We start from the raw sequence: 17427 nt of genomic DNA, 5'->3' as shown, positions 1-17427 counted from the left end.
TTTAAAAATTACAAACCGTCAACGCTGCATATTATTTAAGTGTAAATGTCTACATTATGAACTAAAATGGTCAAATTTACTTTGGTTTTCATATAAATAATTTACAGAATTGACCGCTTGATCAACGATCATCTTCACTCCATTACGCAATTTATTAACGCCATTAGTTACTTGCCCAATAGCTATCATATTGTTGAGAGTTCCATATCTTGGACTTATGACTTGATTGGTTTCTGGAATAATTTGTATACCTCCCATTGGATGTGGTTGAACAATTTGTCTGTTTTGTAGGTTAAGAATAAGCTGATCTTCCTCATCTAAATCTGATAAATGTGTTTTTGATCCAGTCGAATTAATAATGACATCATATTGATAATAATAATCATCATTGTTAAATTCCAATAAATAATGGTTGTCTTTATAAGTAATATCTTCTAATCCGCTTTTAACAATTAATGATTGATTATTTATTAAGTCTATAATTAACTCTGCAGTACGAGGTGGCATAGGGTTAGAATTTAATTGAATAATTTTTGAGAAACGTTTATCAAAGTCTTGCTGATCTTCTCGACTAAAGCTATTCCATATCCAGTTTAGATTTTCTTTAATATTTTCAATTAAACTTTGAAACACACCAATTTCATCAGGTCTATCAAGATCATACTGTAAATCTTGAATTGTATTTCCTGTGCGACGATATACTAGTTTCTCTAAATCAAATTTATGATCTTTACATTCTAATTGGAATAATTCAAAAGCTAATTCTAAAGGTACATTTCCATAATATTGCGACTTCAATTCATTAAACTTTTGCTTTGTTAAATGTTTAAACTCAACATCTATCATATTTCCTCTAACACTAGGTAAATGTGCTGAGCGACTAGTCATAGTTATTGGTAATTTAGGATGATGTGTAGTCACGTATCTAACTACATCTAAACTGGCTAATCCAGTGCCTATAATTGCAATATCGTCTGATTGAGACACTTCATCTAATGTATTATATGTAGGATAAGGTGTTTGAATATAACCTTTATTCCCTTTTAGTTTATATGGATCATGATATGCGAATGTGCCAGTCGTTAAGAATATATAATCATACTCTTTCCATTCACTCATATCTTCTGAAGTACATACATAGTATGTTAATGTAGTCTCATCAATTTCTGAATTTGTAAAAATTTCGCGAACTGGATGCTTAATAATGGTTAAATTATCAAATAACAAGTCGTAGTTAGATAGGTATGACTTCATATAATGACCAAATACAAACCTAGGAAGATATTTAGGATTATCGAATTTAAATTCTGATTGCTCTTGATACCATTTCCAGAACTCTTCTTCATCATCCAAATTCAAACTCATTTGCTTAGTTGGCAAATTAATTAATAATTGGCTGCTGTCATTTTGAAAAGGTACACCCTGCCCCATATTCTTATCATGATCATATACATCAACCTCAAGATTTTTAAACGCTTCATTTTTGACTAATTGCCTTAGTACACTAACACCAGCTGTGCCCATCCCTATAATTGCTACACGCATATATTCATCATCCTTTTAATTTTCTCTAACAAGAATTTTTAATAATTTAATTATATCAATATCATAAATTGCTTAAAATAATTTATACTTATATACACTTAACATTCTCCATTTTTCTTTATCCTATATTGATATGTTAATATTGAGTTAATGAGGTGAACTAAAATGAAATTTCTCTTAAAAGTTTTCGTAGTATTTGTTATAGCATTTAGTTGGATAACTCGAAAAAATAAAGCCGAATAAATGTTTGTGAACATAAAATATATTAAAGAAAAAGCCAACGTCATCACTTGCTTGAATCAGTGTGATCGTTGGCTTTAGTTTACTTACAATTATTTATTTTTGATGTTTATTATCATCTTTGTATACGTATAATTTAAAATATTTACCTTCTGTTTTCATCTCTTTATAGAAATCTGCGATAATTTGAGCATTACTTTCTGCCCATTTAATATCAGTAGCATATTGATGTTCACCTGGATTTTTAGGATTCCATCTCATACTGTATAGCGTATTTTGATCATCATGTGATAGGAAGTGTTGGTGAATAAAATCAGCACCACCTTTGATGGCTTTCTCTGGAGTATCCCAACCGTGTTTTTTTGCGTATTCTGAACCAGTTTTAATAGGATCACTATCGAGAGCACCTACACCATAGAAGTTATAATATTTTTTACCATCAATTTCTACACCCTTGGCTAATTCACTTTTAACTGAACCAGTTTCTAATAAAGCATGAGAAATTAAATAAACTTCATTCACATGTTTCTCTTTAGCAGCACTAATAAATGCATCAGTATGCTTTAATAACATAGGTCGATCGAATAACATACGCTTAATACGGTTTTCATCAATACCTTGATATTTAGATAAATCTAAAAATTGATACTTTTGTTTGTCATCATCAATGAACTTACTACTGTCCATTGCAGCTTTTATTTCATTATCTGAAGCATCTCTCCAAGCAGTATTATTCTTGTTAGAGACTTGTTGACTTGTGTAATTATCAATTTGTTTATCGGCAGCTTTATTTAGTGTAACGTTTAAATGCTCTACTTTTTCTTCTTCATTTACTTTTTTAAAGAATATTTGATCTGAAATCATAGTAAAGAAAATAAAACCTGCTGCGACTAAAACAATCAATAACCCCACTAGGCTAATAATTGAGCCTTTTTTGTGCTTCGTCATATTCACACCTCTTAGGTCAATGTTGTTTTTTCTTTAAAATCTTTATGATAATAAAGTTTAACATTATTAATTCTTATAAACAATTTTATACTTGCGATGTTACATATTCATAAAATAAAAGTAATCAAAATGAAACTTTGCAAAATAAAAAGTAATGAAACATATAGAATTTCATTACTTGATTCTATAAAGCATAACTATTTATTGTTAATTATCTTTGCGATAATCCATCATTATAAAACTAGCTGCTTGAGATCTATTCTTGTAATAATATTGATTTAAATCAACTGTTCCTTCTATTTCACCATCTCGATACATCATTTCATTTGTGAAATTGTTAATCATTACAAATTCAGAACGATCCCTAATTATGTCTAAATCATCATTTCTCGCAAAAAAATGCTCTAGATTTAAATGTGCGTAATCCAAATTTATACCTCCCACGTTACAAATTGACTAGAACTTAAATATATTTATGAATGTTAGGTATGTTCATAATTAATTGTCGCATTACTGAGTTACTTATGTCTTAAACCATTATTTTGCATACTTTCATTATTCTATGTTTACTATTTAACACCCTTTTTTCAAATTACGCAAATGATAATTTAAATAAGTTAGTTTAAATTTTAGATATCCGGAAATTTTGTTTAAGTACTTAAACTAGGAGCGAATTCCAAGTACAATGAATTTTGATTACATATATCATAAATATCATAGAATTATTCATTATTTGTTAAAACGTTATTACGTCAAGTATAATTATGATGAATTTTATCAGTTATTGCTAATTAAACTGTGGCAATTATCTAAGAATTACAATAAGAATTCAAATATTTGTTTATCCTCTTATCTCTATCAACGGCTCAATTTTTACTTAATTGACTTATTTAGAAAAGAAAATTTAAAACCAGAAATAGTTGAAGTCGATAATTTACAAACTCTTCAAATTACTTCTATTAATACAGAGATAACTTTCTTCGACTATAATGACATTTCCAAAATTTTAAATGCACAAGAACTCGCATGGTATAACTATTTTATTCAAGGCTATAAACAATTCGAAATTGCCGACTTAATGCATGTCTCTTTATCGAGTATTAAAAAGTATAAATCCTCTTCTATAAAAAAGCTCACCGATTATTATTTTAAAGGTGAATAATATGATTCCACACAATTCTTACCATTTGCTTTATATTCAAACATTGCAACATAGTGAACATAAAACTAAATGCTGCTTTTCGACTTATGACATGGTGCTACCTTTTCCAATTAAAAAGGTACTAATTTATTATTTCGAACAGCATAATCAATCGTATTTGCAAAGGCTAAAGTTGGCAAAACGATTATTAGCAATTAATAAATTAGTACCTTTATATATATCTGACAAAGTTGTCCTCTTCCCTATTAAACATCAACGTGCACCTTTACAAACTTACATCAACGCATTAACAATTATAGGATTAACTTCTACTACAAATGGCGTCATCATTACTTTTGAAAACAATATCCAATTACAAGTTGATGAACCCTATTCGTTAATTTATAAAAAATGGCAAGAAAGTACATTATTGTATCATTTAGTACAAAAAACTATGCAGATTTATTAAATTTATATTCTAATAATTTTTTTGTAAAAAATGCAGTAACTGATTTAATGAGTAATAAACTTACGATTGCAAGAAGTATTGCACCTATTAAAATTAAGATCACATTTATAACTGGCATTGAAACTTGTGGATTTATAAAATAATTCACTGCAGTAAGACTTGTAATAAACCCTGTTAAAAATAACCCTAGCAAGAAAGCATAAATGAGTACAATTCCAATTAGTAAAAATAACAATGTGGAGCTTGCCACTTCTTTTTGTTTAAATATGTTATTTTTTAAAAATTGATTTGCGTACTGAATTGGTTTGCGATATTTCTTTGACTGAATATCCCCTTCATTACCCTCAACCTCATTATGGTAATGCGTTAAATTATTTTGTAATAGCTTTTTTTCCTTTTTATTTAAAAACCACAATTGTTTTTTAACTTTCTCTTCAAATTCTGTATATTTCATACTATGTGGTTATCTCCTTCTAATATGATTTCTTTTAAATTTTAGCGAAGTTCTTAATTACTTACAAGTTAAAAAACATAAGCTTTACTATATAAAAATACTCCGTTTCTGAAAGAGATTGATTTAGAGAATCTATACACAGACATGAAAATGTTAATTGTATGTAGAAGTTCTAATCAATATCTTATATTACGGAGTTATTTTTAATTTTTAAATTTTAAAGGATAGATAAACCTGAGCTTTGAATATCCTTAGCGAAACCTTTTACAGTATCAACTGATAATTCATTAATATCTCGACCTAAATTAGTATTTACTTTCTTAACTACATCTGCTGGACATGTAATAATGTCGGCACCAATTTCATTTGCCTGAATAACATTAAATAATTCACGACAACTTGCCCACAATAATTTAACGCCTTCTTTACTATGCGCCACATCTACTGATTCTTTCATCAAAGGTAATGGATCAACACCAGTATCAGCTATTCTACCCGCAAATACTGAAATATATGTAGGTACTCCTTCAGTTACCGCTTCAGTAATTTCTTTTACTTGCTCAATAGTGTACACTGCAGTAACATTTAAACGCACATTGTCCGCTGATAATTTTTTAATTAACGGAATTGTTGATTCACCTTTAATATTCACAACTGGAATTTTGACAAAAACATTATCACCATATTGTTTTAATATTTCAGCTTCTTTTTCCATAGTTTCTAAATCATCAGCGAATACTTCAAATGAAATAGATGCATCTGGAATTTCTTTAACCGCTTCTTCAGCGAATGATTTATAGTCTGTTACACCCGCTTTAGCCATTAAACTAGGATTAGTAGTGAAACCGTCTACCTCTTTATTTTTATATGCTGCTTTCATTTGTTCAATATCTGCGCCATCTGCAAATACTTCGACATTTAATTTTGCCATTACATTCTTCCTCCTTTATTTACGATTACGATGATAGTTAAATTACATCACAATAGATTTCTTATATGTATATACTTCTTTTCATATGATGATCAGACTATTCCGCATCAATAAAATATTTATAAATTATTTATATCATTCTTAGAAACACTTGGCGAATGTTTTGCTTTTTAACAAAATTAATTATCAAATTCACTAGTCACTATTAAATGTTAATTAAAATATGGTAATATGATTAGATGATATTAGGTAGGAGGAACATTATGTCTAAGCCAAAAAAATACTTCTATATCTCAATAATTTTACTCATCATAAGTTTTTATTTTAATACATTCAACCCACTATTAAGTCAGCAAATTACTTCTGTTAAATATTTACTTATTGCGTGCAGTATCATTAATGTGATTATATTAATTGCTTCTATTATATTCTCAGATAAAGCGATTAAACATTTAGGTGATAAACAAGGATGGATAAGAATTGCGAGTAAAATTTTGCCAATAATCATTTTATTGGTGATTGTATTCCATATCTATGCCTCAATTAAGACATTTGGTATATTGTCGTAAACTTTTTTAAATGCCAGAACTAACTTTTTAATTTAAAAATAATTAACGATTACTGTTTAACGTAATAAAAATAATGAATAGGTGTGACAAAATGCAATATTTATTTGTGTTTATTGGGGGCTTATTTGGAGCATTACTAAGATATGTCTTATCAACTCTTAATGCCGATTCTGGATTACCACTCGGTACATTAATTGCGAATATTGTGGGTGCATTTTCAATGGGATATTTTTCTTCGTTATCCATTCAATTTTTTAAAAACAACCCACTAATTAAAAAAGGTGTCACAACGGGACTACTAGGTGCTTTAACCACCTTTTCAACCTTCCAATTTGAGTTAGTTACAATGTCACAAAATAATAGTATCGCTTTGCTCTTTATCTATGGCTTAACCAGTTATATAGGAGGCATTCTTTTCTGCTGGTTAGGTGTTAAATTAGGGGGGCAACCTACATGATACATATACTACTTATTATGGTAGGTGGTGGCATTGGTGCTGTTATCAGAGCTTGGTTAACAGATGTCTTTAAAAGTAAAATAACGTCACCTATACCGATTGCAACTTTAATAGTCAATCTCGTTGGTAGTTTCTTAATTGGCTTCGTGTATGGGATAGCTCAAGATTATCAATTATTTTCACTGTTTTTTATAACTGGCGTTCTTGGAGGATTAACAACCTTTTCAACTCTGTCTTATGAAATCGTCCAATTTATTTCGCCAAGTTTTAAACCTGTTCAATTTTTTAGTTATTCTATTTTACAATTTGTAATAGGGTTTATCTCTTGCTTTATTGGTTATTCGATATAAATAAATACACTTCATAGTTTTAAGATTAAATCTTGCAACTATGAAGTGTATTTTTATATTTTTATTAATGTCCCTCAAATGTTGCTGGATCAGGACCAATGCGTCGATCTTTGTTTAGAGAATCAATTTGTTCCATTTGTTCATCTGTTAGTTCGAAATCAAAAACATTAATATTTTCCTCTATTCTTTGAGGTGTAACTGATTTAGGAATAACGATGACACCATGTTGCATGTTCCAACGAATGACGACTTGTGCTGCCGATTTATTAACTTCTTTGCCAATTTGATTAAGTGTTTCATCACCTAAGATTTGGGCATTCATAAATGGTGACCATGACTCCATATGGATATTTTGTACTTCTAAATATTTACGTAGTTTATTTTGAGTAAAATATGGGTGAAATTCTACTTGGTTGATGACTGGCTTAATAGAAACTTGAGCTAATAATGCTTCAAAGTGTTCTGCATTGAAGTTACTTACACCAATATTTTTAACCTTATCATCTTTATATAAATCTTCCATACCTTTCCATGTATCAATCATTATTGCTTCATTAGTACCAGGCCAATGAACAAGATATAAATCTAAATAATCTAGTCCTAATTTATTGATACTTGTTTCATAAGCATTTGCAACATTTTCGCGCCCAAAATCTTCAAAATATAGTTTTGATGTAATGAATAAATCTTTACGTTCTAACCCAGTAGCTTCTAGACCTTCTTTAATTCCTAAACCAACTTGTTCTTCATTACCATATACTTTTGCTGTATCAATACTACGATAACCTGAGACAATTGCATGTTTAACTGCCTCCTTACATTCATCGTTATTTTCTACTCTAAAGGTACCAATTCCAACTTTAGGCATTGTGTGACCATTATAAAATTCAATTGCTTCCATAAAAGAAACCTCTTTCTTTATATTTTAATAATTACTACTCTATTCCCATAATTGTCATTATTGAAAACTTTAATATTAGTTTAGTTTATTATTTTAATAAGCTTCTCCTCAAAATTAAAAAGGGAGTGGGACAGAATTCTTTTTAAATTCGTCGTCCCACCCCCGCAAGGATGACTAGAACTGAAAAAAGCTTGATTTAAGCGCATTTTCAGTTCAGTCAGCTACTGCGAATTTGCAAAATAGCATCATCATATTATTTATGTCCCAGGCTCTAATACTAATTAAATGATTCAATTTTATCCATAACATTTTGTAATTCATCTACGTTATATTGAATACGTCCATGGAATACAAATTTATTAAAGAACTCATCTAATTGATCAGGTCCCACTAGAACTTTAACACTTGAACTTTGTGCATAATTTGAAATCGTTACGTCTCCATCGTGTTTAGGATTAAAATATAAAATCGCAGTTGGCGTATATTTAGCCCCTAATTGTGTTTGCAAGTCTGACGCTAACTTTTCAATTGAAGTAAGTTGTTCTGAGTAATTAACAAATGACAATGAAGATTTATCTTCATTTTGATCGAGTACTAGTGTTTGAGGTGACTTAACATCTAAATCCAAAGTACTAAATACTTGTTCCATCATAGGCAATTCGTTAAATTGCTTACCACTTATACCTTGATAAACATGCCCTTTTAATAGTTGAGAATCTATAATATATAGGCCTGTACGCGTAAGTACAAGGTGACTAATGCGTTCAATATCATTGAATTCATTACTTGGTAAAAAGATGTTTGCCATAATATGCATATCTTCAGGTCTAATACGTTTTTCTTTCACTAAACGATCTCTAATTCCAATTAAGCGCATATCCGTAACATATTCACTTTTGTTTTTTGAGAATAGTTTCAATGCATCAATTTCACGATCTTTACCGCTTACAGTTGCATCAAAATCTTCTTTTTGTTTAGTAACTTGCTTTTTATTTTGTATGCGTTCTTTCTCTAGGGCTTCGTCATGTGACGCTTTCATTTGCTTTTCTTTTAAGTCGTATTCTTCTTTTGTTTTCTGTTTAATATTGTTTTTACTTTTAAGTGTAACTAAGAATAATATTAAACAGATAATTGCAACTACAATTGCTACGATTAAACCAATTTCGATTGGTCCAAATGAATTCATTAAATCAACGCTCCTTTAATCTATCAGTAAATCTAATTATAATGGAAACTATCTATAATTTCGACAATTTCTTTATATTATTTAAAGCGTTTATTAAGCTTGAACAGCATCTTTTAATACATTGACTTTATCTAATTTCTCCCATGGTAACAATACATCTGTTCTACCAAAGTGACCATAAGCAGCAGTTTGTTTGTATATAGGATGCTTTAAATCTAACATTTTAATGATACCTGCTGGACGTAAATCAAAGTTAGCTCTAACAGCTTCAACAAGTTGAGCTTCAGAAACTTTGCCCGTTTTAAATGTATCAATTGAAATTGAAACTGGTTCAGCCACGCCAATAGCATAAGCAAGTTGTACTTCACATTGGTCTGCTAGTCCTGCAGCAACAATATTTTTAGCTACATATCTTGCCGCATAAGCTGCTGATCGGTCTACTTTAGTTGGGTCTTTACCACTAAAGCAACCTCCTCCATGACGTGCATAACCACCATAAGTATCAACAATGATTTTACGTCCTGTTAATCCAGCATCACCTTGAGGTCCACCGATAACAAATCTTCCAGTAGGATTGATAAAGAATTTCGTTTCATTATCAATTAATCCTTCAGGAACTGTTGGGTATATGACATGTTCTTTAATGTCACTTTGAATTTGTTCTAATTCAATGTCATCCGCATGTTGAGATGATACTACAATCGTGTCAATACGCTTAGGTTTATCTGATTCGTCGTATTCAACTGTTACTTGAACTTTACCATCCGGTCTTAAATAGTTTAAAATTCCATCTTTACGTACATCAGATAAACGTTTAGCTAATTGATGAGATAAAAAGATAGGTAAAGGCATATATGTTTCTGTTTCATTTGTAGCATATCCGAACATTAAACCTTGGTCACCGGCACCAGTAGCTTCAATCTCTTCTTCTGAAATATCATTTCTGTATTCAAGTGCTTTGTCAACACCTTGTGCAATATCAGGTGACTGCTCATCGATTGCAGTTAAAACTGCCATAGTTTGGTAATCATAGCCATATTTAGCACGAGTATAGCCAATACCTTTAATTGTTTCTCTTACAACTTTAGGGATATCTACATAGGTTGATGTAGATATTTCACCTGAAATTAGAGCCATTCCTGTTGTTACAGTAGTTTCACAAGCAACACGTGCATTGGGGTCATCTTTTAAGATTTCATCTAAAATGGCATCAGATACTTGGTCAGCAATCTTATCTGGATGTCCTTCTGTCACTGATTCTGAAGTAAATAAACGTTTATTGTAAGTCATGATTTGCTCCTTTTATAACTATATTTACGAAAATTCTCTTTTAAATGTGAGCTCAAAAATAAAAGAGCCTTCTTCACTATTCAAGACAGAGAGAAGGCTCTTAAACGTCCATTCGCTCTTATCGTTCAGACGAATATATGTCTGCAAACGGTTTGGCACCTTTCTTTTAAAAAAGAGGTTGCTGGGTTTCATTGGGTCCATGTCCCTCCACCACTCAGGATAAGAGAATCCGTTAAGAACTATACTACCTAATTCATTTATTAATGTCAATTTTGTTTTTAAATGGTTTTTGTTTTTTCCAGGTGGAATAATTACGGCATTATGTTATACTATTTTCATGTAAAGGCTTACAATATTGAATTTCTATAACACACGCTGGAGGGATTGGGTATGTCAGTAGATACATACGGCGAAACACCTAAAATTAAAAAATTATTGGAAAAAGAAAGCTCTCTTTTTCAGCTTTCAACAACTCAACTTTATTACAAAATTATGGATAATAATGAAGGAGAATTAACTGAACTTGGTGCTATCAATGCGAGCACAGGTAAATACACTGGACGTTCACCTAAAGATAAATTCATTGTTACAGAACCTTCTTATAAAGATAATATTCATTGGGGAGATATCAACCAACCTATCGATGAAGAAACTTTCTTAAATCTCTACTCTAAAGTTTTAGACTATCTTGATAAAAAAGACGAACTTTACGTTTTTAATGGTTATGCAGGTAGTGACAAAGACACACAATTGAAACTTACAGTTATCAATGAACTTGCATGGCACAACCTTTTTGCTCAAAACATGTTTATCCGCCCAGATTCTAAAGAAGAAGCTAGTAATATAAAACCTAACTTCACAATTGTTTCAGCACCTCACTTTAAAGCTGATCCTGAAGTTGATGGAACTAAATCTGAAACTTTTGTTATCATTTCATTCAAACATAAAACCATTTTAATTGGTGGTACAGAGTATGCTGGTGAGATGAAAAAAGGTATCTTCTCAGTAATGAACTATTTGCTTCCAATGCAAGATATTATGAGTATGCATTGTTCTGCGAATGTTGGAGATAAAGGAGACGTAGCCTTATTCTTCGGATTATCAGGTACAGGTAAAACAACTTTATCAGCAGCACCTGATAGAAAATTGATTGGTGATGATGAACACGGTTGGAATAAAAACGGTATTTTCAATATTGAAGGTGGTTGTTACGCAAAAGCAATCAACCTTTCTAAAGAAAAAGAACCTCAAATTTATAACGCGATTCAATACGGTACTATATTAGAGAATACTGTGGTTAACGAGCGTGGTGTTGTTGATTTCGATGATAATTCATATACTGAAAATACACGTGCTGCTTATCCAATTCATCACATTGATAATATTGTATTACCATCTAAAGCAGCACATCCTAATACAATAATTTTCTTAACTGCTGACGCATTTGGTGTACTTCCACCTATTGCTAAATTAACTAAATCTCAAGCGATGTACCATTTCTTAAGTGGTTTCACTTCTAAATTAGCTGGAACTGAGCGTGGCGTTACTGAACCAGAACCATCATTCTCAACTTGTTTTGGTGCACCTTTCTTACCACTTAATCCTATTAAATATGCAGATTTATTAGGTGAGCTAATAGATAAACATGAGGTTGATGTATATTTAGTTAACACTGGCTGGACTGGTGGTAAATACGGCGTAGGTAGACGTATTAGTCTACATTACACTCGTTATATGGTAGATCAAGCAATTAAAGGTAAATTGAAAAATGCAGAGTTCACAAAAGATGAGAAATTTGGTTTAAGTATTCCTACTGAAATGGAAGATGTTCCAAAAACAATACTGAATCCAATTAATGCTTGGAGTGATTCTGATAAATATCGCGCTCAAGCGGATGACTTAATTAAACGTTTTGAAGAAAACTTCAAGAAATTCGGTCCAGAAGTTGAAGAAATTGCTAACACTGGTGGCTTTAACAAATAAATAAATATTTATTAAAAAGACAATGTATAAGGCATACTGTACTGAACCCTTATACGTTGTCTTATTATATTTCTTCACATTTCGTCATCCATTGATGCACATAATCGAGCGCTAATTTCATTGCTTGTGGTCTAGGTACATGCCCTTCATCAAGTTGATAAAATGTATCATGAACAACACCTTTTAATTTCAATTGTTCTTCCAAGTAATTGGCATGATGAATACCTACTTGTTTATCCTTGCCACCATGAACGATTAAAATTGGTGGACTATTAGAATCAATAAGTTTTATCGCATCTCTTTGGTCATAAGATTCCTTATTTTTGGAAGGATGTCCTACCATTCGACGCAACATCCCTCTTAAATCAGTACGTTCTTCATACATCAAGTGCATACTTGATACACCACCCCAGATGATGTAACTATCGACTGGGTAATCTTGATATGTAAGTAGTCCTTGTATTCCACCTCTTGAAAAACCAATCATGTGTAAATATGCATTAGGAAATCGTTGTTTAAGTATCTTTATGAGATAGGTAACATCCTTTAAATCAGCGTTAGCAAACTCATCTCTACCTTCACTTCCATTACTTCCTCTATAATAAGGACCTACAACTAAGGTATTATCATTTGCAAACTGCATTAGTCTTGCTGCACGTACACGTCCGACTTGTCCCTTACCTCCTCTCAAATATACTACGATTCTTTTTACTGTCTTCGTCAAAGGACACATCTGTAATGCTTTTACTTTTAAGCCATCAACTTTATAAGTAATTTCATCGAATTGGTGTGTTCTTGATGCTATAGGCATTTTCTTAGTCGCGATAATATCCAAGTTCTATCATCCTCTCAACACATTTAAGAATTGCATTATCTTGTATTAAATAACTTTGTTTATCTAATGGAATAGAATTAATATTATCAAATAATAATGGCCCTCTCGTTTCTAAATAATCACTTTTCTCTTTAAATGATTTAACCTTCACGATATATACATCTTTTTTGAAAATTGAGTTATCGAATGTATGAACCTGATATTGAGCAATATAATCTATCGTTTCAGGTATGCCTCCTGTTTCTTCAAAAAGCTCTCTCTTGATAGCTTGTAAGCTTTCTTCTCCTTTTTCAACCTTACCACCCGGGAACTCGATGCCACGTAATTTATGATGGGTAAATAGTAACTGACTCTGATATAACGGAATAGCTAAAACATGATTACCATCTGGATGGTCGTTGTTCGTTTTGTAACACATTGTGACACGTCTATTATCTTTATCTAGAAACTCCATGTTCCATACTACTCCCTTCAATATGTTAAACTTATTTATAATCGTATTACTTGTTGGAGGCCTATAATGTTAAAAAAATTATTTCTTGGAATAATCCATATATATCAACGCTATATTTCACCTATGACACCACCCACATGCCGATTTTATCCTACGTGTTCAGAATATACACGAGAAGCGATTGAAGTTTACGGCCCACTCAAAGGCGGCTACATGGGAATACGTCGCATTCTTAAATGTCATCCACTACATAAAGGTGGATTTGATCCAGTTCCTTTAAAAAAGGATAAACATAGACACTAATTTAATTTAAGTAATTTTGATTTATCGATTTGAGGGGGGTGAAATGAAATCATCCCCTCTTTTAATTTACCGACACCTTGCGTGAAATCGTCAGTAAAATAATAACCATCTGGAGTTACATCCCCAGGATAATCACCTTCTCGAGCTAATAATGCAGTAAAGTAACGACTTAGTCCATATTCGTACATTCCACCTATAACCACTTTAATATCAATTGATTTCAATTCACGAATCAATGATTGTACTCTATCAAGACCACCCATTCTAAATGGTTTAACAATCACTACTTTAACCGGGAATTGGTTAACAATTGAAATAATACTATTGATATCAGTAGCTTTTTCATCGAGTGCAATTGCAGGGTATTGTGTATGATCAATGTGTAAAGTTGAAGAAAGCGATTTAAATGGTTCTTCTATATAAAGTATATTTTGGTCATTTATAGATTCTAATTTTTGAAAATCAGAAACATCTAGTGACTCATTAGCATCTAATGCTAATTCAAAATCATAAGGCAATATGTCATCTAAAAGTGAGATGTCATCATTCAGTTGACCTGTCCATTTCAACTTTATACGTTTGGGTTGAGTTTGTTTTAAATAATCAAGTTGTTGTGCACTTATGCCACTTATCGTTGCACCATACTCTACTTTAAACTTCGGTAAATCATGATACATCTGATAAATCGCCATAACTACAGTACTTCTCGCTGTGGGATAATTGTCAAGTATATCTAAATATGGTTTCCAATCTTCATATTTATGAACAGACTTTTTAACAATCCTTTCTGACCATTGTGAAAGTATTTCTTGTACAGTTTCAATCGTTTCTTCGTTGTACCAATTTGTTTCAAATGCATTGCACTCTCCAAAAAAAGATTGATCCTCTTCACTTAAAATTTCAACAATAAGTGCTTTTCGGTATGTCAATTTAACTTTGGGAGTTACAATTGGATCTCTAAATTCATGATTGTAAAGATAAAAATTTACTGCTTTAATCCTCATATTATTGTCCTTTATTAATCATTTTGTTGCGTTGTAATTTACCTGTAGAAGTGTACGGTAAACTTTCAACCTGATGAAAGGCTTTGGGTACTTTATATTTTGCCAAATACGTTTTCAAATATTTAGTTAATTCTATTTCTGGAATTGTATCATCTGAAACATAATATAGTACTGGTATTTGACCCCATGTCTCATCCTCTTGCGCTACACATACAGCGTCATTAATATCTGAATGTGTTTTAGCAATTGATTCAATCTCATATGGATAAATATTTTCCCCACCACTTATGATCAAATCTTTGCGACGATCATAAACCATCACAAATCCTTCCTCATCAATTTCTGCTATATCACCAGTCTTAAAGTATCCATCCTCAAAAGTATCGCTCAACCCTGCTGGATATAAATAACCGTTCATTACATTATTCCCTTTTATGAGAAGTTCGCCATGACCTTCACTATTTGGATGTTTAATACGTACATTAACGTTTTCACTTGGTTTACCGACAGTATCATACCGTTGTGCAAGCATCTCGGGTGTAGCAGTTAGAAATTGAGAACACGTTTCTGTCATTCCAAATGAATTGTATATCGGTAACTGATAATTTAGGGCTTCATCAATTAATGTAGTTGATAATTTGGCACCTCCAAGTAATATTTTCTCAATTGAGAACGGTTGGTTTAATCCTGCATCCATAAGCCATTTAAGCGTTTGTGGGACTAGTGATATATGGGTAGGTCCTTCTTCCTTAATGATCGATAACATCGTTTGTGTATTATATTTTTCCAATATACGTACCGTAAAGCCCTCAATTATAGAACGTAATAAAACACTAAGACCTGAAATATGATATATCGGTAAAACAGATAACCATTTAGTGGTTTCATCATATCCTAAACTTTCTTTACACCCAATTGCACTTGCATAATGATTTTTAAAGGTTTGTGGTACTGCTTTTTGAGGACCTGTCGTTCCAGATGTAAACATAATTGAAGCAATTCGATCATAATTACATGTTTGATTATTGATACGTTTTGAATATTGTTCTATTTCAGATATATGTATTACATTAAAATCCGACAAGTGAAATGGTTGCGTCGTTAATATTGTTGATACATTGATGGAATTCATTTGATTTATCATTTCAGTTTCTGTTAATCGCGTGTTTAGCATTGCTATTTCAACATTAGCTAACCAACAAGCGTTAATCAGTGTGATAGACGCAATATCGTTTTTAATATACAATCCTACTCTATTATTATTTAAAGAAAGAATTTGTTCTGATATTGAAAATGCTTTATCATACAATTCCTTAAAAGTTATAGAATGATTTCCATCTGTAACTGCTATCTTATCTCTATTTTTAATACTTTGCTCTTTTAACCAAAAATCCACTGTTCATTCCTCCATATAAATACATTATAATTATAACGATAATTTAGTTAGTTAGCATTGGTTGTGTTTAAGAAGCCGCATATTTCATTTATATTAGCTTATTACAAATTGACATTTTGGAAAATTTCAATCATTAAACAATGAATTAGCTTTATTTTTAAAATTAAAAAAGAGTTTAAAGTGATGATTACCACTTTAAACTCAAATAAGCTATGATATTCAATTATTGCCTAGCCTCATAGCAGGCTGGCTACTGATTTCAATGTATTTCGTTTTATAAGTTCCACGCATTGTCGTTGATATATAAATATCATAATATATTTATATATTAATTTAAATATTAAAATCTAATTATTCTTAAATTTTCTTATCTCGATCCATAATCTAATAGTTGAATATCACCAACATGATTAAAAACTGAACTTGTTTATTCCATTTATCTATGTTTTTAATACTCTTAAATATTAATATGATATGACAAAAGAGCTAGCGTATCCACTACTCTAGCTCCTTTTTCTGCTTGTTTTGAAATTTTCATTTTAAACCCTCGAAATTCAATGTATTTCGTTTATAAACTCAACGCATTATGTTGAGTTTAATATAATATTAAAAGATATTTTTTATTATTAATTCTAAAATTTAGTTTTACCCACGCACTTCATTAAAAAGTTGCTTTTCATCACAATTTCAATAATAAAAAAGCAAGATCAACGTGCCAGAAATTTTACTTTCTAGGCACTTCTTTGACACTTGCCCACTCTACAACATATTGTGATAAGCTTTTATTATGGAGAACAAGGGATTCGAACCCTTGAAGCGCATATAGCGCTTACACACTTTCCAGGCGTGCTCCTTCGGCCAGACTCGGACAGTTCTCCTCAATATTAATAACTAAATTACATAAAAAAACAGAAGCGATATTTCACTTCTGTTTGTATGACTCCTACGGGACTCGAACCCGTGTTACCGCC

Annotated in this window: 19 protein-coding genes, 1 tRNA gene and 1 riboswitch; of the genes, 7 read left to right on the top strand and 13 right to left on the bottom strand. The window is 31.2% G+C overall.

Annotated features, from left to right (window positions below):
• Window positions 1-54: 54 nt before the first annotated feature.
• The 3 genes from HMPREF2715_RS11275 to HMPREF2715_RS11265 all read right to left on the bottom strand — a co-directional run bounded on the left by HMPREF2715_RS11275 (window position 55) and on the right by HMPREF2715_RS11265 (window position 3162).
• Window positions 55-1545 carry an FAD/NAD(P)-binding protein gene (locus HMPREF2715_RS11275; protein ID WP_070581342.1) on the bottom strand — a complete coding sequence of 497 codons (1491 nt, stop codon included), beginning with the start codon at window positions 1543-1545 and terminating at the stop codon, window positions 55-57.
• Window positions 1546-1881: 336 nt separating this feature from the next.
• Window positions 1882-2733, bottom strand: coding sequence for a peptidoglycan release complex glucosaminidase SagB (locus HMPREF2715_RS11270; protein ID WP_037552266.1), 852 nt, complete (start codon window positions 2731-2733; stop codon window positions 1882-1884).
• Window positions 2734-2940: 207 nt separating this feature from the next.
• A complete protein-coding gene (locus HMPREF2715_RS11265; protein ID WP_011275450.1) occupies window positions 2941-3162 on the bottom strand; it encodes a hypothetical protein in 222 nt (73 codons plus the stop codon).
• A 256-nt stretch (window positions 3163-3418) separates the two neighbouring features.
• Here HMPREF2715_RS11265 and HMPREF2715_RS11260 point away from each other — a divergent pair, with 256 nt between their 5' ends.
• Entirely contained in the window at window positions 3419-3895 is a 477-nt protein-coding gene (locus HMPREF2715_RS11260) for a sigma-70 family RNA polymerase sigma factor (RefSeq protein WP_070581341.1), read from the top strand.
• A 1-nt stretch (window position 3896) separates the two neighbouring features.
• Window positions 3897-4343, top strand: coding sequence for a competence protein ComK (locus HMPREF2715_RS11255; RefSeq protein WP_037552261.1), 447 nt, complete (start codon window positions 3897-3899; stop codon window positions 4341-4343).
• Here the strand turns inward: HMPREF2715_RS11255 and HMPREF2715_RS11250 are convergent.
• Complete coding sequence (locus HMPREF2715_RS11250) at window positions 4327-4797, bottom strand: hypothetical protein (RefSeq protein ID WP_070679044.1); 471 nt, start codon at window positions 4795-4797, stop codon at window positions 4327-4329. The genes HMPREF2715_RS11255 and HMPREF2715_RS11250 overlap by 17 nt on opposite strands.
• Before the next feature lie 217 nt (window positions 4798-5014).
• Window positions 5015-5728, bottom strand: a complete 714-nt coding sequence (locus tag HMPREF2715_RS11245; RefSeq protein WP_070840133.1) for a transaldolase — start codon at window positions 5726-5728, stop codon at window positions 5015-5017.
• A gap of 263 nt (window positions 5729-5991) precedes the next feature.
• Between HMPREF2715_RS11245 and HMPREF2715_RS11240 the strand changes: the two genes are divergently transcribed.
• The 3 genes from HMPREF2715_RS11240 (at window position 5992) to HMPREF2715_RS11230 (ending at window position 7104) form a co-directional block, all read left to right on the top strand.
• The gene (locus HMPREF2715_RS11240; RefSeq protein ID WP_053025181.1) at window positions 5992-6297 is read left to right on the top strand and encodes a hypothetical protein; all 306 of its coding nucleotides are present in this window, start codon (window positions 5992-5994) and stop codon (window positions 6295-6297) included.
• Between the two features lie 91 nt (window positions 6298-6388).
• Complete coding sequence (gene crcB, locus HMPREF2715_RS11235; RefSeq protein WP_053025182.1) at window positions 6389-6754, top strand: fluoride efflux transporter CrcB; 366 nt, start codon at window positions 6389-6391, stop codon at window positions 6752-6754.
• Complete coding sequence (locus HMPREF2715_RS11230; RefSeq protein ID WP_053025183.1) at window positions 6751-7104, top strand: fluoride efflux transporter FluC; 354 nt, start codon at window positions 6751-6753, stop codon at window positions 7102-7104. Before crcB ends, HMPREF2715_RS11230 begins: the two co-directional genes overlap by 4 nt.
• A 64-nt stretch (window positions 7105-7168) precedes the next feature.
• Here the strand turns inward: HMPREF2715_RS11230 and HMPREF2715_RS11225 are convergent, their stop codons facing one another.
• The 3 genes from HMPREF2715_RS11225 to metK all read right to left on the bottom strand — a co-directional run bounded on the left by HMPREF2715_RS11225 (window position 7169) and on the right by metK (window position 10481).
• On the bottom strand, window positions 7169-8005 hold the full coding sequence (locus tag HMPREF2715_RS11225) for an aldo/keto reductase (protein ID WP_070581338.1): 837 nt from the start codon (window positions 8003-8005) through the stop codon (window positions 7169-7171).
• A gap of 277 nt (window positions 8006-8282) precedes the next feature.
• Window positions 8283-9191 carry a hypothetical protein gene (locus HMPREF2715_RS11220; RefSeq protein ID WP_016931383.1) on the bottom strand — a complete coding sequence of 303 codons (909 nt, stop codon included), beginning with the start codon at window positions 9189-9191 and terminating at the stop codon, window positions 8283-8285.
• A 93-nt stretch (window positions 9192-9284) separates the two neighbouring features.
• Window positions 9285-10481 carry a methionine adenosyltransferase gene (metK, locus tag HMPREF2715_RS11215; protein ID WP_011275440.1) on the bottom strand — a complete coding sequence of 399 codons (1197 nt, stop codon included), beginning with the start codon at window positions 10479-10481 and terminating at the stop codon, window positions 9285-9287.
• 115 nt (window positions 10482-10596) lie between these two features.
• A riboswitch (SAM riboswitch) is annotated at window positions 10597-10707 on the bottom strand.
• A gap of 164 nt (window positions 10708-10871) precedes the next feature.
• Here metK and pckA point away from each other — a divergent pair.
• Entirely contained in the window at window positions 10872-12464 is a 1593-nt protein-coding gene (gene pckA / locus HMPREF2715_RS11210) for a phosphoenolpyruvate carboxykinase (ATP) (protein WP_037558865.1), read from the top strand.
• A 64-nt stretch (window positions 12465-12528) separates the two neighbouring features.
• Here the strand turns inward: pckA and HMPREF2715_RS11205 are convergent, their stop codons facing one another.
• Together HMPREF2715_RS11205 and ytkD are read right to left on the bottom strand one after the other, a co-directional pair.
• The gene (locus HMPREF2715_RS11205; RefSeq protein ID WP_070581337.1) at window positions 12529-13299 is read right to left on the bottom strand and encodes an alpha/beta hydrolase family protein; all 771 of its coding nucleotides are present in this window, start codon (window positions 13297-13299) and stop codon (window positions 12529-12531) included.
• Entirely contained in the window at window positions 13280-13753 is a 474-nt protein-coding gene (gene ytkD / locus HMPREF2715_RS11200; RefSeq protein WP_053025186.1) for an RNA deprotection pyrophosphohydrolase, read from the bottom strand. Before ytkD ends, HMPREF2715_RS11205 begins: the two co-directional genes overlap by 20 nt.
• A 66-nt stretch (window positions 13754-13819) precedes the next feature.
• Here ytkD and yidD point away from each other — a divergent pair, with 66 nt between their 5' ends.
• Entirely contained in the window at window positions 13820-14056 is a 237-nt protein-coding gene (gene yidD, locus HMPREF2715_RS11195) for a membrane protein insertion efficiency factor YidD (protein ID WP_016931379.1), read from the top strand.
• Here yidD and menC read toward each other — a convergent pair.
• The 3 genes from menC to HMPREF2715_RS11180 all read right to left on the bottom strand — a co-directional run bounded on the left by menC (window position 14053) and on the right by HMPREF2715_RS11180 (window position 17334).
• Complete coding sequence (gene menC, locus HMPREF2715_RS11190) at window positions 14053-15060, bottom strand: o-succinylbenzoate synthase (protein ID WP_070840131.1); 1008 nt, start codon at window positions 15058-15060, stop codon at window positions 14053-14055. The genes yidD and menC overlap by 4 nt on opposite strands.
• A 1-nt stretch (window position 15061) precedes the next feature.
• Window positions 15062-16456 (bottom strand): o-succinylbenzoate--CoA ligase, encoded by a 1395-nt coding sequence (gene menE, locus HMPREF2715_RS11185; protein WP_053025188.1) that lies wholly within the window; start codon window positions 16454-16456, stop codon window positions 15062-15064.
• Window positions 16457-17244: 788 nt separating this feature from the next.
• Window positions 17245-17334, bottom strand: a tRNA-Ser gene (locus HMPREF2715_RS11180).
• Window positions 17335-17427: the final 93 nt, after the last annotated feature.

Origin of the sequence: Staphylococcus sp. HMSC062A01 (assembly GCF_001836805.1) — a bacterium.
Classification (GTDB): Bacteria; Bacillota; Bacilli; order Staphylococcales; family Staphylococcaceae; genus Staphylococcus; species Staphylococcus haemolyticus.
Note: the sequence above shows the minus strand (reverse complement) of the source record. Positions and strands in the feature narration are given on the sequence as shown.

What these genes read in the sequence shown, in the direction of transcription:
- HMPREF2715_RS11275 (WP_070581342.1), bottom strand. Translation starts at nt 1,545, where the DNA reads ATGCGTGTAGCAATTATAGGGATGGGCACAGCTGGTGTTAGTGTACTA.
- HMPREF2715_RS11270 (WP_037552266.1), bottom strand. Translation starts at nt 2,733, where the DNA reads ATGACGAAGCACAAAAAAGGCTCAATTATTAGCCTAGTGGGGTTATTG.
- HMPREF2715_RS11260 (WP_070581341.1), top strand. Translation starts at nt 3,419, where the DNA reads ATGAATTTTGATTACATATATCATAAATATCATAGAATTATTCATTAT.
- HMPREF2715_RS11255 (WP_037552261.1), top strand. Translation starts at nt 3,897, where the DNA reads ATGATTCCACACAATTCTTACCATTTGCTTTATATTCAAACATTGCAA.
- HMPREF2715_RS11250 (WP_070679044.1), bottom strand. Translation starts at nt 4,797, where the DNA reads ATGAAATATACAGAATTTGAAGAGAAAGTTAAAAAACAATTGTGGTTT.
- HMPREF2715_RS11245 (WP_070840133.1), bottom strand. Translation starts at nt 5,728, where the DNA reads ATGGCAAAATTAAATGTCGAAGTATTTGCAGATGGCGCAGATATTGAA.
- HMPREF2715_RS11240 (WP_053025181.1), top strand. Translation starts at nt 5,992, where the DNA reads ATGTCTAAGCCAAAAAAATACTTCTATATCTCAATAATTTTACTCATC.
- crcB (WP_053025182.1), top strand. Translation starts at nt 6,389, where the DNA reads ATGCAATATTTATTTGTGTTTATTGGGGGCTTATTTGGAGCATTACTA.
- HMPREF2715_RS11230 (WP_053025183.1), top strand. Translation starts at nt 6,751, where the DNA reads ATGATACATATACTACTTATTATGGTAGGTGGTGGCATTGGTGCTGTT.
- HMPREF2715_RS11225 (WP_070581338.1), bottom strand. Translation starts at nt 8,005, where the DNA reads ATGGAAGCAATTGAATTTTATAATGGTCACACAATGCCTAAAGTTGGA.
- HMPREF2715_RS11220 (WP_016931383.1), bottom strand. Translation starts at nt 9,191, where the DNA reads ATGAATTCATTTGGACCAATCGAAATTGGTTTAATCGTAGCAATTGTA.
- metK (WP_011275440.1), bottom strand. Translation starts at nt 10,481, where the DNA reads ATGACTTACAATAAACGTTTATTTACTTCAGAATCAGTGACAGAAGGA.
- pckA (WP_037558865.1), top strand. Translation starts at nt 10,872, where the DNA reads ATGTCAGTAGATACATACGGCGAAACACCTAAAATTAAAAAATTATTG.
- ytkD (WP_053025186.1), bottom strand. Translation starts at nt 13,753, where the DNA reads ATGGAGTTTCTAGATAAAGATAATAGACGTGTCACAATGTGTTACAAA.
- yidD (WP_016931379.1), top strand. Translation starts at nt 13,820, where the DNA reads ATGTTAAAAAAATTATTTCTTGGAATAATCCATATATATCAACGCTAT.
- menC (WP_070840131.1), bottom strand. Translation starts at nt 15,060, where the DNA reads ATGAGGATTAAAGCAGTAAATTTTTATCTTTACAATCATGAATTTAGA.